The sequence below is a fragment of the Lentibacillus halodurans genome, from assembly GCF_900112045.1.
GTDB classification, from domain to species: Bacteria; Bacillota; Bacilli; order Bacillales; family Amphibacillaceae; genus Lentibacillus; species Lentibacillus halodurans.
This window is the reverse complement of the sequence record NZ_FOJW01000009.1, coordinates 24,389-38,522: the sequence shown is the minus strand read 5'-3', so window position 1 is coordinate 38,522 and position 14,134 is coordinate 24,389. Positions and strand designations below refer to the sequence as shown.

17 protein-coding genes are annotated in these 14,134 nt (G+C 39.9%); 2 read left to right on the top strand and 15 right to left on the bottom strand.

What is annotated here, in order from left to right:
• Positions 1-248: 248 nt before the first annotated feature.
• The 8 genes from coaD to BM195_RS11615 all read right to left on the bottom strand — a co-directional run bounded on the left by coaD (position 249) and on the right by BM195_RS11615 (position 5,213).
• The gene (coaD, locus tag BM195_RS11650; protein WP_090238243.1) at positions 249-737 is read right to left on the bottom strand and encodes a pantetheine-phosphate adenylyltransferase; all 489 of its coding nucleotides are present in this window, start codon (positions 735-737) and stop codon (positions 249-251) included.
• A 15-nt stretch (positions 738-752) separates the two neighbouring features.
• Positions 753-1,307 (bottom strand): 16S rRNA (guanine(966)-N(2))-methyltransferase RsmD, encoded by a 555-nt coding sequence (gene rsmD / locus BM195_RS11645; protein ID WP_090238240.1) that lies wholly within the window; start codon positions 1,305-1,307, stop codon positions 753-755.
• A gap of 610 nt (positions 1,308-1,917) precedes the next feature.
• Positions 1,918-2,193 (bottom strand): YlbG family protein, encoded by a 276-nt coding sequence (locus BM195_RS11640; protein WP_090238238.1) that lies wholly within the window; start codon positions 2,191-2,193, stop codon positions 1,918-1,920.
• A gap of 56 nt (positions 2,194-2,249) precedes the next feature.
• A complete protein-coding gene (locus tag BM195_RS11635) occupies positions 2,250-2,684 on the bottom strand; it encodes a YlbF/YmcA family competence regulator (protein WP_090238235.1) in 435 nt (144 codons plus the stop codon).
• Between the two features lie 58 nt (positions 2,685-2,742).
• A complete protein-coding gene (locus tag BM195_RS11630) occupies positions 2,743-2,976 on the bottom strand; it encodes a YlbE-like family protein (RefSeq protein WP_090238232.1) in 234 nt (77 codons plus the stop codon).
• A gap of 10 nt (positions 2,977-2,986) precedes the next feature.
• On the bottom strand, positions 2,987-3,382 hold the full coding sequence (ylbD, locus tag BM195_RS11625) for a YlbD family protein (protein WP_090238229.1): 396 nt from the start codon (positions 3,380-3,382) through the stop codon (positions 2,987-2,989).
• Between the two features lie 204 nt (positions 3,383-3,586).
• Positions 3,587-4,651, bottom strand: a complete 1,065-nt coding sequence (locus BM195_RS11620; protein WP_090238226.1) for a CAP domain-containing protein — start codon at positions 4,649-4,651, stop codon at positions 3,587-3,589.
• Positions 4,652-4,784: 133 nt separating this feature from the next.
• A complete protein-coding gene (locus BM195_RS11615; RefSeq protein WP_090238223.1) occupies positions 4,785-5,213 on the bottom strand; it encodes a CBS domain-containing protein in 429 nt (142 codons plus the stop codon).
• 150 nt (positions 5,214-5,363) lie between these two features.
• Here BM195_RS11615 and BM195_RS11610 point away from each other — a divergent pair, with 150 nt between their 5' ends.
• Both BM195_RS11610 and ytvI read left to right on the top strand, forming a co-directional pair.
• Positions 5,364-5,726 (top strand): YugN family protein, encoded by a 363-nt coding sequence (locus BM195_RS11610; protein WP_090238221.1) that lies wholly within the window; start codon positions 5,364-5,366, stop codon positions 5,724-5,726.
• A gap of 212 nt (positions 5,727-5,938) precedes the next feature.
• Entirely contained in the window at positions 5,939-6,997 is a 1,059-nt protein-coding gene (gene ytvI / locus BM195_RS11605) for a sporulation integral membrane protein YtvI (RefSeq protein ID WP_090238219.1), read from the top strand.
• A gap of 120 nt (positions 6,998-7,117) precedes the next feature.
• Here ytvI and BM195_RS11600 read toward each other — a convergent pair whose 3' ends face one another.
• The 7 genes from BM195_RS11600 to cyoE form a co-directional block, all read right to left on the bottom strand.
• On the bottom strand, positions 7,118-7,573 hold the full coding sequence (locus tag BM195_RS11600; RefSeq protein WP_090238216.1) for a DUF420 domain-containing protein: 456 nt from the start codon (positions 7,571-7,573) through the stop codon (positions 7,118-7,120).
• Between the two features lie 126 nt (positions 7,574-7,699).
• On the bottom strand, positions 7,700-8,605 hold the full coding sequence (gene ctaG / locus BM195_RS11595) for a cytochrome c oxidase assembly factor CtaG (protein ID WP_090238213.1): 906 nt from the start codon (positions 8,603-8,605) through the stop codon (positions 7,700-7,702).
• 291 nt (positions 8,606-8,896) lie between these two features.
• Positions 8,897-9,220, bottom strand: a complete 324-nt coding sequence (ctaF, locus tag BM195_RS11590) for a cytochrome c oxidase subunit IVB (protein WP_090238209.1) — start codon at positions 9,218-9,220, stop codon at positions 8,897-8,899.
• 3 nt (positions 9,221-9,223) lie between these two features.
• Positions 9,224-9,847 (bottom strand): cytochrome (ubi)quinol oxidase subunit III, encoded by a 624-nt coding sequence (locus tag BM195_RS11585; RefSeq protein WP_090238207.1) that lies wholly within the window; start codon positions 9,845-9,847, stop codon positions 9,224-9,226.
• Positions 9,848-9,849: 2 nt separating this feature from the next.
• Entirely contained in the window at positions 9,850-11,703 is a 1,854-nt protein-coding gene (gene ctaD / locus BM195_RS11580; protein ID WP_090238205.1) for a cytochrome c oxidase subunit I, read from the bottom strand.
• 34 nt (positions 11,704-11,737) lie between these two features.
• A complete protein-coding gene (gene coxB, locus BM195_RS11575; protein ID WP_090238202.1) occupies positions 11,738-12,793 on the bottom strand; it encodes a cytochrome c oxidase subunit II in 1,056 nt (351 codons plus the stop codon).
• A gap of 64 nt (positions 12,794-12,857) precedes the next feature.
• Complete coding sequence (gene cyoE, locus BM195_RS11570) at positions 12,858-13,799, bottom strand: heme o synthase (RefSeq protein ID WP_090238199.1); 942 nt, start codon at positions 13,797-13,799, stop codon at positions 12,858-12,860.
• Between the last annotated feature and the right edge of the window lie 335 nt (positions 13,800-14,134).

Below are 14,134 nucleotides of genomic sequence, written 5' to 3'. Positions count from 1 at the left end.
ACTATAATGTAGTATTAAGTCATGTAGCGAAGAAATTAATAAGAGTAATATTCCATTTACTGCAAACTGGGGAATCATATAAAGAGGTTAATACGTAATAAAATTTAACAGGATAGAAGAAATAAGCTTGATGATAAATTTAAAAATTTGTAAATCATCAAGCTTATTTGTCAAGCACAAAATTATAACAAAGAAATATTAAAATTTTGTAGTAAAACTTGTTGACTTTATATAGTTAGCCTCTTCGCCTATGATTTTTTATTATATTTTTTCTGTAATGCTTTTTCAACGGGCTCTGGCACTAAATCAGAGACACTCGCCTTATATTTGGCAACCTCTTTGACAATACTTGAACTTAAAAACGAATACTGATTGTTCGTCATCATAAAAAATGTTTCAATGTTTTCATCCAGTTTCCTGTTCATTGCCGTTATTTGCATTTCATATTCAAAATCACTGACTGCTCGTAATCCGCGCAAAATGGCATCCGCATTATGTTTTCTGGCATAATCAATTAATAGTCCTTTGCTCGTATCAACCGAAACATTCGGTAAATAGCCTGTACTTTCTTCCAATAAGGCTACCCTTTCATCAACGGAAAACAATGGTGCCTTGGATTGATTATTAAAAACTGCAACAATCAATTGATCAAAAACTTTTGCACCGCGTTCTATAATATCAAGGTGCCCATATGTGACCGGATCAAAGCTCCCTGGACAGATAGCTAATCGGTTCAACCGAAATACCCCCTTTTATTTATTTCGATAGATGGTTATTCCTGTCGTGTCGTTATAAATTTCCTGTTTCATGACAACTAAATCATCGGTTTGAACGGGTAATTGTTCAGAGCTTTCATGTTCACAATAAATCATGCCGTCCTCCTTCAACAATCCAAGACTTTCAATCACATTCAGTAATTTTCCGTATCCTGCCTTTTGATAAGGGGGATCCAGCAAAATCAAGTCAAACTGTAGACCTCTTTTGGCCGCAGCCTTCAATGCCCGAAAAGCATCAGTACGGAATATTTCAACTTTGTCTTCCAGTTTAAGCATCCGGACATTCTGATGAATCGTATGTATAGCTTTTGAAAATTTATCTACAAATATTCCTTTGTCCATGCCCCTGCTTAAGGCCTCAATCCCCAACCCGCCACTGCCGGCGAATAAATCAAGACAAATACCACGTTCAAAAAAGGGCCCCATCATTTGAAAAACTGCCTCTTTCACTTTATCAGCAGTCGGCCTCGTTATGCTGCCCGGTACTGCTTCCAGCTGCCGTCCCTTGTGGAAACCTGCAACCACACGCATACAACCACCTCATTATTTCATCATAATCCTATCTATACTAATTCGCAAGCGTCTAAAAATAATGGTTTCATTATTTTACACGAAACATCTTTTTTTACAAAAATATGTATAGAATAATTACTCCTGTACATAATAACATAATGAAACAGCGCAAAATTGCTTGGCTGTTTCAAAAACACGGAGAAGACTTACACTTCCCCATAAGTTCTTCCTCCGGTTTCTCCTCTCCCTTTGCCTTTTTGTTTTCTGACAAGAAAACAAAGGGACCTGCAGAAAAATTTCTGCAGGTTTTTTCTTTTTAGAAGGCTGTTCATCTCTAATGTTGATTTTAGTTTGGCTGTTTTTTAAATTTTGGTTATAAGGATGAACAACAGAGGGAAATATGCGAGACTGCTGTGGAAAAACGAGCCAATCAAGACACCAGCGAGGAATGGTTCAGCGAGTATATTTTCCCTATGTACTCTTCGTGTAAAAATAACAATCTATACTATAAACGATTTTTAGAAAAACGGAGCGTCCTTGCAAGCTAAACAACGGGAAGTTCTCGAACGGGGCTGATCCAAAACAAACAGAAAAAACCCTTGCAGCTCCGTTATGTACTGCTGCAAGGTCAAATGCCCATTTTGTAATCATATTGTTTAGCCTTATCCGGTTTGGCATTTTCAAAGTTTGTGCGTAAAAAAGGCTTACAGGAATGCTCCACTTTTGACACAAATGGCAGTTTCAGCAGTTTGGATTCTACATGATGAACACTTTCCTGATCTACATAGATAACAGCATATTTAAGTTTTTTGGACGAATAGAGCAAGTGCCCGTAGCGTTTTATATGTCTTATGTTTTTCATATGCTGAAACCAGACAATCAGCCCTTGACGCTTCATTCTCATAAACGATCCTCACTATCGATTCTTTTTAGTCAGTGTATCAGAATAAGGGTTGAGCATCAAGATGCGTTGCAGCCACAGCCTCCGCCATGACCGCACCCTGTGTCTGTTAACACCGCACCATCTCTAGGTGCTTTAATCTCATCACTGACACTAAAAGCAATATACTCACTTATATCATCGAGCATTTTCTGTAAATTACGCTCTGCTACTTTAAAAGCTGCCACTTTTTCATTCATGTCCATTTCACGTTTCGCAGACCGCACCTTTTTCATGATTTCGTTAAAATCAGGGTGATAGCTGCCAAATCGCTGAACTTCATCATGTTGTTCCTTTATATCGTTAAAAGCCTTAATCAGCTGTTGTGCCTTCGAGTCTTCAATAAGCGCCTGCCGGGCATTTTCATAGGATTCCACGACATCCGACTTCAGAACCATTTCACCGACTAACTCAGAGTGATCCAGAATGTCTGCATATTCGAGTGTTCCTATCATGATTTCACCTCCACATTCATCTTATCATGTCATGCCCAAGATTAAAACAGGAACACAGCTAGTCTTTCATAACATCAGCAAAGTTGATCAGCATATTGACCATCTGCACATGATTTCCAATCTTGTCGACTTGTTGAAAGAGCGTTTTGCCATAAAATTGTTTTGATGCCTTTTCCAACTCCTGTACCCTGTCCGGATCCCTTGAAAGATAGCGATACCATACAGGGTTAAGCCGGACGAAATGAGCAAGTTTGGGGTTTTCCTTTAAATATTGATATGCGTTAGCCTGCATCACTTCACCTCTAATCCTTGAATCCGTTAAACAGATTCTGATTTCTAAACGGCTGATGTGAAGGGTTTTGGGATGATTGGAATTGACCCAGCAAGCCCTGGATGGTGGTAATCGTGTTATTCACGTTATCTACTTGTTTTTGCAGCTTATCTAAATCTATATTTTCCGACATTTGAACAAGCCGTTCCATCAATTCCGCTTTCCCCTGCTTCGGTTTGCTGTCAGCTTCACCGGTTCTTTTTTCTTTGTATTGCTCCCAGAATTGGTCATGCTCACCGAGCAGCGCCCACTTCTCATAGTACTCCTGAAAGCCCCTGCCACTTTTCCTCGCTTCTTCCACCAGTCTGGGGTGCTTTTGTAAAAACGCCTTGAATTCCCTGACACTTGGGTGGAGTTTATTGCTCATGATCACTCACCTCGGTTACGGTATCTTTTCTGTTACTAATTAATTTATGAGAAAGAGGCGGACACTGTGCGTATATACCTGGTATCTTTTATAAAAAGCAAAAGAAAACGCATAGAGGGCTCTATACGTTTTTAATGCGCCTTGTAGTTTTTATCCTGCTTACAATCAATGGAGGTAAAAGCCGCAATGATGATCAGATGACCTTTACTGTTTTTTAACAAAGTTTTGTGTATAATAAAATTGATAAACGCCCACCCCTAAATGTGTAAAATCATCCTTCAGCAACGCTTCACGATGACCTTCACTATTCAGCCAGCCATGGATAGCGGCTTGTGCATCAGGATATTGGGCAGCAATGTTTTCACCGGCAGCCTGATAAAACACTTCTTGTGCAGCCAATCGCTCTTTTAATCCATCACCATTTTGAGCGTAATGCGAGAAGTAATTATTTTCCGCCATATCCTCACTGTGTAAATAGGCAACATTGCTGACATCTTCATCCCACTCAAGAGCTGTTTTTTCATGCTGATCGCGGATAACATTGGTTATATGAAAAATTTGCTGTTCTGCTCCTTCTTCAATTTCTGCCCATTGTTCATCAGAGAAATCCGGTTTTTCCGGCAATTCGCCCCGATATTGTATTTCATATGGCTGATGCAGCAACAATAGATCAGCAGATAACATCCGAACGGCAGATAACTCATCCGTGAATGTATCAAAATATAACTGTAAAAAAATATCGTCCGTAACCTTGACTATAGGACGTTCCTGTAATTCTTCATCACTCAGTCGGAATGTGTAAGAAGATAAAGCTTTGCTGTAGGTAACTTCATTTGAAAACGAAAATGCTGCATCAGAAGAATCATAGGCTTGTCCAATTTCAGCAGGTTGAATGGATAAATCATTGCCAAGCGCATAAATTGATTTCACCTGATTGTCTTGAATTCCAAATTGGATATATTGTTCTTGTTCATCCGTATATACCCACCACTCATAGCCATACGCACTCGAATCTTTTCTCGATGGTTCACCGAAACTTTCCTCCAACTCATTTACTGATTTGTTCATCCACTGATACGTATCGCCTTCTAAAGGAACTACAGAGCGATTTTCCGGTATCTCCTTGGATTCCAGCTTGCTATCTTTTTGTTCTAAAATATGACCGGGATTATCTATCGAACCTTCCTGCAGAAAATCAGTCCTATCCAATAGATAATATATACCGGAAAAGGCCAGTAATAATACAGCCATTATTCGAAGTAACCGCATGATATGTTTCCCCTTCTCTATTAAAACAATTTGAATGCTATATAAACTATTTGTATGTGGTGTAAAGTGATTACATGCATTCCTTCATATAAAAGCAACCGTATTCAGTTACGGTTGCTTCTATTATACAATATTAATGGAGCTCTGGTCTCTCCGAAATTTCTTCAAGTGCACTTCCCGCTGCTTCGTTTGATTTATCCTCAAGCGACAGGTCCCCGAGCGAAACAACACCAATCAGTTTCCCTTCCTCAACGATTGGCAGCCGGCGTATTTGTTTTTGTGCCATCAGATCAGCTGCCTCCTGCACTGAAGTGTCCTGTGATGTATGATACAGCTGATTGCTCATGACCTCCTGCACTGTTGTTGTGTCAGGTTTTTTCTCAGCGTAGCCTCTTAACACCAAATCGCGATCGGTAATAACGCCCATTAACTCTTTATTTTCTGAACATACCGGAATAACACCTACATTTCTTTCTTTCATTTTTGATGCTGCCTCATGTAACGTATCCTCTTTTCGACAGACCACGATATCTGTACTCATGACATCCTTTACATTTTTCACTCAATTACCTCCTTATAAAGATATACACATTCTTAACTATTCCCAAATAACAAAATATCTTGCGTGATTCTTTGAAATCCTTTTCGATTGCAAGTTGAATACTTTTTTACTATGATTAAGATGTTAGGATAATTTTGTGAGGTGGATAACATGAAACTGGAAAATACAGGAATTGAAGAAGCAGTGGTCGATATAAAACCATTAGACCGCTTGATGGGAAAGCATGCTTTCATTCGTGCAGGACAATGGGATTATGAGCGAGTGACATATGATTATAAAATTGGATCCAAAGAAGAAAACATTACATATTATATTCGTATACAAGGATATGCCATCGAAGGCGACGTAGACCGGGGAAATGCAGTTATTCAGCTAATGACACCACTGCTTGGCAAACATTATTATCCACATGGTGTTGAATACGGTGAACAGGAAAATTTTCCGGAAAATCTTGTAGATCGTGCAACGAATCTTGTAACAAAAGTTAAGGAAGATATCGATCAGCATAAATAAACGCTGTTCCTTACCAAACCAACTGCTTCATCAAAAGCGTAAGCGGTTGGTTTTTTCATCAAAAGGGTATACCAGTCATGCGGCTGCTGTCCCAAATATTAAGATGTAATAGCCGGAACAATTAAAAAACATATCATAAGATCATACATATTCTATTTTTTATGTACGTACTTTTTACTGACGTATAGAATGAAAGGAGACATCCAGTTATCTTGTTTGGATCAATCACTAAGCGCCAATGGACACTGATTTTCTTGGCCATTTTCCTACTGCTCATTTTTTTCTTTATATTACCAATATCCATCCCTTTAGTCATTGCATTAGTTACAGCATTGATCCTTAATCCGCTCGTCCGGTTTATGCAAAAAAAAATAAAAATAAGCAGAAAGACATCTGTCATCATCGTTTTTCTTCTGTTTTTGGTTTTCCTGGGACTAAGCGGAACATTTGTTGTCACAAAAGCGGTAACACAAGTAGTCAATTTTGTGGAGGATATCCCCTCCTATGTTACGGAGTTAAACGATATTTATGAAACATGGGAATCAGGATTTGAACAATATACAGAGAATCTGCCAGAGGAATTTTATGATCAGGTTACAAATACAATCGAATCACAGCTTGCATCTATGAGTGAAACGTTAAAAGAAACCATTACCATCGAGCGGATTTCACAGCTTGTTGCTGATATTCCCCAATATTTGATCAGTTTTCTTGTGTATATCATTGCATTATTTTTATTTATGCTCGAATTGCCATTACTGAAATCCAGGCTTTATAATGTCATGACCAAAGAGACTGCTGAAAAGGTTTCCTTCATGAACAGGAGACTTTCAGATGTTATATTGGGATTCTTTAAAGCGCAATTTCTTGTCAGTATTATAATTTTTGTCGTCACATTGATCGGATTACTTCTGATTACACCGGAAGTAGCTTTCATTATGTCATTAATTATTTGGCTGGTTGACTTTATCCCGATTATCGGCTCGATTGCCATACTTGGACCATGGGCAGTATTTGCATTTATAGCGGGGGATGTATTACTCGGAATTCAGCTGGGAGTTCTGGCGATTATCCTGCTGGCTATACGAAGAACTGTTGAGCCTAAAGTAATGGGACAGCATATTGGCCTTTCACCGCTTGCAACCTTAATTGCCATGTTTTTGGGAATAAAATTGCTGGGTTTGCTTGGCTTTATTCTCGGGCCGTTATTGCTGATAGCATTCAATTCTGCAAGAGAAGCGGGTATTATAAAATGGAATGTTAAAATTTAAAGTGTGCGGCTGCTGCCTGCACACTTTTTTAAATCCTGGATGAAGTTTTCAGTACAGAAATGGCTGACCACCCGTCCCACCAATCGGACCTATGGAAAGACGCGCACAACCCGAGTTTTTTTAACCACCCAATATTGCTTTAATCATACTGGTCGTTTCTCCGCCATCATAAATGATATATAACAGCAAGTAGACCATTACGCCTGTAACGGCACTAAAAAACCAAATAACACTTGTTACAGGACCTATCTTCCTGTGGATGCGTATTTTTCTTTTAAACGCCAGTGTAAGTGTAACAATACCAAATACAGCACCAGTTGTCGCAAGGGTTATATGGAAAATTAGAAAGATCGTATAGTAAATCTCAATATCTTCCGGTCCGCCAAAACTCGTGTTTCCAATAAAAACTGTTCTGGATGCATAAATGATAAAAAATAATAATGCGCTGACAGCAGCAGAAATCATTGTTTTTTTATGTGCTTTCGGCTTTCCTGTCACAATCAAACGCCATCCAACTGCAACTAGTACAGCACTCGTTACAATAAACACCGTGCTTAATGTAGGCAATAACGGCATATACGAACAACCCTTTCTCTGTTCAGAAAAAAATCAGGCTATTACAGGAATCATTCGTAAAAGCCTTCATTTTCTATTAGTCAATCATGAGAAAAAACCGTTGTTTTTATTTTCACACGTTTATCTCTATTCATTCGGAGTCGCAGGCAACGGATCAACACGCAGACTTTCCGAAGTAAACCATTTGAAAAAGACCCTTGCCAAAATAATTCCATATGTGATTTCCTGCATTATTTTCATAATAATACCGCCAAGCTGCTGGTCTTCCAATGTTGACATAGGTGAGAACATTTCCGGACCTGAAATGACAGCATTTAATCCCTGCAGCACACCTGACGGGACACACAATGCCAGAGCCTGCAGCCATGCTCCGTCTTGAGTGTAGGCAGCATAAACCGGTGTATCTGCAAAAATAATTAATACACATGCAGGTGTTATTAATACACTGTTGGCAAATATATAGAATATTTTACCCAATGATGCCATACGGTCAAATTCCTTTAATGGACTCAATATCGGCCACCAGACAATAAAAGCTGCAACTAAAATAACTACCGATATGGAAGAATGCGCCATTTGTGATGATTTCGCAAAATCGAACACAACAGGCAAGTGATAGAGCGAAAACAATGTGTTAAATAATAACAGTGATATCAACGGTATGGATAAAAACTTCAAAACTGGTTTAACCACCGGCTGATCCACTATTTTTTCCCATAACCATGCGGGGATTCCTTTTATAATAAAAATCGGGAATACAATGTAATAAATCGCCATTTGAATCATATGAGCCGTCAGCATAATATGCGACAACAAATCAACCGGCGCACCTTTAACAGCATACAACAACAGCAGACCTCCGTAAAAAAAGAACTGCTGTTTTCCCGCCGGCTTTTCTTGCCCCATTCCGCCAAACTTATGACGATATGGACCGGTAATCAAGTAATATAATAAGGCAAGTCCGGCGACAAACAAAAGATAATAAGGACTCCACAACGCGCGAAAACCAAATATTTGTAATTCCAGCCACATACAAGTTCACTCCATGTACGGATATCATATAGTATATTATAACGTATTTGCCAGCAGGGCATACAATTATAATGTGACAATTTAAAAACAAATAGACACGTGGATTAACCGATTTCTCTCGTCAAAATTTCGTTTTTTTTATTGGCTGTTCAATTATGTTCTTAAACATTCTAACATCATGCCCGGGTCTATAGCATTTGTCACACTTTTCGCTCACTTTTTAATCATTGAAGATTGTTGATTGCTAAAGTGCAAAAAAGATCGGGAATGATTCCCGATCTTTTAAAAGCATTACCACCAGCTGATGACGCCCAATCCAGCCACTGTAAGAATGGCAGCCCACATGCCCCCATACATCATTAGTGCAGGCATTTCATGGTCTTTATCTTTCATGTGCATAAAGTAGTATAACTGAAAGGCTACCTGTATAATGGCCAGGATCAGCAGTATAGGAATGACAAACATGCCGTCCATCATACCGGTTGCGACAACAACAAAGGCGATAATCGTAAACACAATCATTAACGCAAACGAAATCAGCTGCTTTTGCATTTCTTCCTTACGCTTCTGCTTTTGAAATGAATTTGTCTCATTGGAATTGGTGTTCTCTGTCATGGATTAACCCACCTTTCCCATCAGGTATACAACTGTAAAAATAAATACCCATACAACGTCAATAAAGTGCCAGTATAAACTGAATGTGTAAAACTTAGGCGCGTTGTACAAGTTCAATCCCCGTTTAGCATTGCGGATCATGATGGCGATCAACCATGACAGGCCAAATGTAACGTGTCCTCCATGGAAACCGACCAATGCATAAAAAGCAGACCCAAATGCAGATGACCGGAACGTGAATTCATATTCATGGATATAATGTGTGAACTCATAAATCTCACATGCCAAAAAACCAAAACCCAAAATTGCCGTAATACCAAGCCATAACTGCATTTTCTTAAAGTCATTATTTTTCATATGATACATGGCATAAACACTTGTCAACGAACTTGACAAAAGCAGAATCGTCATAATGAAGACAAGTTCCAGTCCAAATAACTCATTAGATGTAGGACCGCCGGCTGTTGAATTTCTCAGTGTAATATACGTACCGAACAGACATGCAAAAAGGACGGTCTCACCACCAAGGAAAAACCAAAAACCAAGAAATTTATTTTTTCCTTCAAGCGTGGCCTTTTCTGGTTCATTCGGCATTGTTTCAGGATTCAAGGAATGATCATGACTCATAATTAGTCAGCCTCCCTTTCAAGTTCATCTTTTGGTATATGGTAACCGTGATCATCTTTTAATGATCTGATTAACATGCAGCCTAATGTGATCGCCATACCACCAAACAACAGAATATATGCCCAGTTATAGTTCACCTGATAAATGAAACCAAAACCGGCTATAAATAAGCCCAGTGACATCATAAACGGCAGGAATGATGAATTCGGCATATGAATTTCACCTAATGGTTCTGCAGGTGTCATATTACCCTTTCCTTCCATCTTCTCTATCCACAATGGATCCAGGCCGCGGACAAGTGGTGTCTGTTTAAAGTTATAGTGAGCAGGCGGTGAAGCTATCGTCCATTCAAGCGTACGGCCGTCCCATGGATCATCAGGTGCTTTTTCGCCTTTAGCTGCTGTGTAAATGGCATTAACCACAAAGACAATCACACCGAATGCCATAAAGAAAGCACCTATTGTACTGATCAGGTTTCCTGTATCGAGCCCCTGATCTTCAAGGAATACCCAGTAACGGCGCGGCATCCCCATTAAACCAAGGAAATGCTGGATAAAGAACGTTAAATGGAAACCGATAAAAAAGGTCCAGAATGTCAGTTTACCCATACCCTCGTGCAGGATACGTCCAAACATTTTCGGCCACCAGTAATGAAGTCCTGCCAAAATCCCAAATACGACACCACCAACGATGACGTAGTGGAAGTGGGCAACAACGAAATAAGTATCGTGGTACTGATAGTCAGCTACAACCGATGCCACCATGACACCAGTCATACCGCCAATCGTAAATGAAGGAATAAATCCTAACGCCCACAGCATAGGCGAGTTGATGGTGATGCGTCCGCCCCACATTGTAGCAAGCCAGTTAAATATTTTAATACCTGTTGGGACTGCTATTGCCATCGTAGCAATTGCGAAAATCGAGTTTGCAACAGGGCCTAAACCGACTGTAAACATATGGTGTGCCCATACCATAAATCCTAAAAAGGCAATGAGAATTGTTGCAAACACCATAGCAGTATAACCGAACAGACGTTTTTTGGAAAACGTTGCAATCACATCACTGAATACGCCGAATGCTGGCAATATCAGAATATAAACTTCAGGATGCCCAAATATCCAAAACAGATGCTGCCAAATAATGGAGTTACCACCCAGTGTCACATCGAAAAACGCTGAACCGAACATACGGTCAAACATCAGTAGGAATAATCCTACTGTTAATGCCGGAAAAGCGAATAAAATTAATGTACTTGTAACGAATGTCGTCCATGTGAATAATGGCATACGCATATATGTCATGCCGGGCGCTCGCATGTTAATAATTGTTACCAGAAAATTAATCCCTGCCATCAGTGTACCGGCTCCGGAAATCTGCAGTCCAAGAACATAGAAATCCACACCATGCCCCGGCGAAGTAACCGATAGTGGTGTATATGAAGTCCATCCTGCATCCGGGGCGCCCCCCAGAAACCAGCTGCAGTTCAATATGAGACCGCCGAATAAAAACAGCCAAAACCCTAATGAATTCAGAAAAGGAAAAGCGACATCCCGTGCCCCTATTTGCAACGGGACGACCGCATTCATCAAAGCAAAAATCAATGGCATGGCTGCCAGAAAAATCATCGTTGTTCCATGCATCGTAAGAAGTTCATTATAGAAACCTGCACTGACAAAGTCATTTTCAGGTTGAATCAATTGTATACGGATAGCCATGGCTTCGAGACCGCCGAGCAGGAAGAAAAAACCGCCGCCGAACAAATATAAGTGTGCAATTTTCTTATGGTCGACAGTGGTTAAATAATCCCACAATACAGCGCCGAAGCTCCTTTTTTGTGCAGATGCTATACTCACAGCTTTTACCTCCCTTTAACATCTTCCATCCCTTTTACTCATTACCTGCGCTTTCAGGTGTGATCTCCGATGGTTGCAATTGCAATAGATATTCTGCAATTTTTCCTGCCTCATCCTCTGATACTTCCGGATATTGACCAGTCATTTTATTGCCTGGTTTAATCGACTCCGGATCCGTAATCCACTGGACAAGATTATCTTTTGTCAAATCTTCAACACCAGCAAGCTGGGAACGATCTCCGAAATTCGTCAGGTTCGGACCAATTTGTGCAGGTGAAGAGCCGACCGAGTGACAGGACATACAGTTATTTTCCTGGAATAATTCCTCACCTTCCTGCGCAACAGCATCTTCAGGCTGTGCTTCCGGATCAACATTCTGCATATCCTCTACCCACTGGTCAAATTCATCCTGACTCACAGCTACAACTTTAAAGTCCATGAGTGAGTGAGATGGACCGCAAAATTCTGCACATTTTCCCCAATAAACACCTTCTTCTTGTGCTTCAATATACATCGTATTTTCGTTTTCCGGGTTCACATCCATTTTACCGGAAATAGTAGGCACCCAGAAAGAATGTATCACATCAGAAGACATCATATTCAAGTATACTTTTTCACCGACCGGGATATACAGATCCTGACTCGTTTGGATTTCCTGTCCTTCATAATTAAAATGCCACCAGTACTGGTTACCAGTTACTTCAATATTCAAATTGTCGCTTGCTGCAGAATCATCGGCCAAATCAAACGTAGCTGTTACAGTTGGTACTGCAATAATCAGCAGCAAAACAATCGGAATAATCGTCCAGATTGTTTCCAATGTTTTGTTGCCTTCTACTTGTTTTGGAACATAGTCTTCCCGGCCTTTCTTTTTACGGTAGCGTATGAGCACGATTGCATACACAAGCATGACGATCGCAAGTACAAACAGCATAACAATGGTAGTCAGGATAATTAAATAGAGTGATTGATCTGATCCGTACCCTTTTGGATCAAGAGCAGTCAAGTTCTCTTTACCACATGCTGAAAGGACAAGTGCCGTTAACCCTAACAGGCAAATCGCCCGGAGCTTTCCCATCCAACCTTTCATGTATTCATACCTCTCTTTCTTCTTATTACTGCTTTATATAGTTGTTGTACGCATATGAACAAACTTAACTGAAGGGGAATTCAAGTGTTACGACAACCATCATAAAAAAAAGAATCGTTAAATAGTTCAAGGAATAGATAAAAATCGTATTCGCCCATTTCAAATCATTTTTCGTAAAAAACCCACTGATGCCCAAAGCGAGCCATCCGACATTCAGTATTGTAGCAATGATTATGAATGCTGTACCCAATGATGCCATCAAAAACGGCAATGGCAATAAACATGCAATATATACGAAAATCTGACGTTTCGTTATTTCAAAACCATATACTACAGGTAGCATTGGTACGGCAGCAGCTTTATATTCCTTCGATTTTTTCATGGCCAGCGCAAGAAAGTGCGGCGTCTGCCAAATAAACATAATCAGAAATAACACGAAAGCTGTCATGTGAAGTCCCGGGTCAACAGCTGCCCACCCGATTAACGGCGGCATTGCACCTGAAAAACTGCCAATCGCCGTATTAAGCGTGTACCTGCGTTTGGACCACATCGTATACAAAAACACATAAATAAACCAGCCTGCAAAAGCAAACAAAGCTGCTTGGATGGTCGTAAGCATCAGCAGAACGAGACCCAGGACGGTAGACAAAATCCCCATCGCGAGAACACGATTAAGTGGTATGCTGCCTGTAACCGTCGGACGTTTTTTTGTCCTCGACATGACAGGGTCAATGTCGGCATCATACCAATTGTTCATCATACATCCGCCTGCAATTACCAGTGCACTCCCCGCCATCGTCAACAGAAAAACATCCCAATTAGCTATAAAAGAGGCATTTGTGAAATAGATCGCCAGCCAGAAACCGGCAAATGTTGTGATTAGATTTGAATTCACAATCCCTACTTTTGTCAGTGATTTAAAGTCTGCAAAAAATGTCGCAGCCTTCCTCTTTGTAGCAGCTGAATTGTCAATTATCGGTGAAGAAGTTGTCTCCACTTTGTCCATTATCATTATCCCCCCTTTTCATCCCAACAAAAGGCACTCACTTAATAAATGACAGGCATATTACTTATCATACCTAAGTATTCCAAAAATATCCTTGAGATTATCCTAATTGTATCATGGAATCTGAATACGATCTATTAGCTATACTCATTATCGCATTCATCACATGGGTATAAATGTGACAAATTTGTGAAATGGCTTCCTAAAATAAAATGAAAGGCTAAGACAGCCTTTAACAGATCACATCCAATATATGTATTTTTCCCATGACGGCGAGTTGTAAAGGTATGAAGCCAAGCAAATATCCCCTACAATATTTCTAGCAAACAACGGTA

Bases quoted from the DNA above. Each gene is read 5' to 3' on its own strand.
- BM195_RS11600 (WP_090238216.1), bottom strand. From the start codon at position 7,573: ATGCCGTTATTGCCTACATTAAGCACGGTGTTTATTGTAACGAGTGCT.
- rsmD (WP_090238240.1), bottom strand. From the start codon at position 1,307: ATGCGTGTGGTTGCAGGTTTCCACAAGGGACGGCAGCTGGAAGCAGTA.
- ctaG (WP_090238213.1), bottom strand. From the start codon at position 8,605: ATGTGGCTGGAATTACAAATATTTGGTTTTCGCGCGTTGTGGAGTCCT.
- BM195_RS11635 (WP_090238235.1), bottom strand. From the start codon at position 2,684: ATGATAGGAACACTCGAATATGCAGACATTCTGGATCACTCTGAGTTA.
- ylbD (WP_090238229.1), bottom strand. From the start codon at position 3,382: ATGAGCAATAAACTCCACCCAAGTGTCAGGGAATTCAAGGCGTTTTTA.
- cyoE (WP_090238199.1), bottom strand. From the start codon at position 13,799: ATGGACAAAGTGGAGACAACTTCTTCACCGATAATTGACAATTCAGCT.
- BM195_RS11640 (WP_090238238.1), bottom strand. From the start codon at position 2,193: ATGAGAATGAAGCGTCAAGGGCTGATTGTCTGGTTTCAGCATATGAAA.
- ctaF (WP_090238209.1), bottom strand. From the start codon at position 9,220: ATGACAGAGAACACCAATTCCAATGAGACAAATTCATTTCAAAAGCAG.
- BM195_RS11610 (WP_090238221.1), top strand. From the start codon at position 5,364: ATGAAACTGGAAAATACAGGAATTGAAGAAGCAGTGGTCGATATAAAA.
- BM195_RS11620 (WP_090238226.1), bottom strand. From the start codon at position 4,651: ATGCGGTTACTTCGAATAATGGCTGTATTATTACTGGCCTTTTCCGGT.
- BM195_RS11630 (WP_090238232.1), bottom strand. From the start codon at position 2,976: ATGCAGGCTAACGCATATCAATATTTAAAGGAAAACCCCAAACTTGCT.
- coxB (WP_090238202.1), bottom strand. From the start codon at position 12,793: ATGAAAGGTTGGATGGGAAAGCTCCGGGCGATTTGCCTGTTAGGGTTA.
- BM195_RS11585 (WP_090238207.1), bottom strand. From the start codon at position 9,847: ATGAGTCATGATCATTCCTTGAATCCTGAAACAATGCCGAATGAACCA.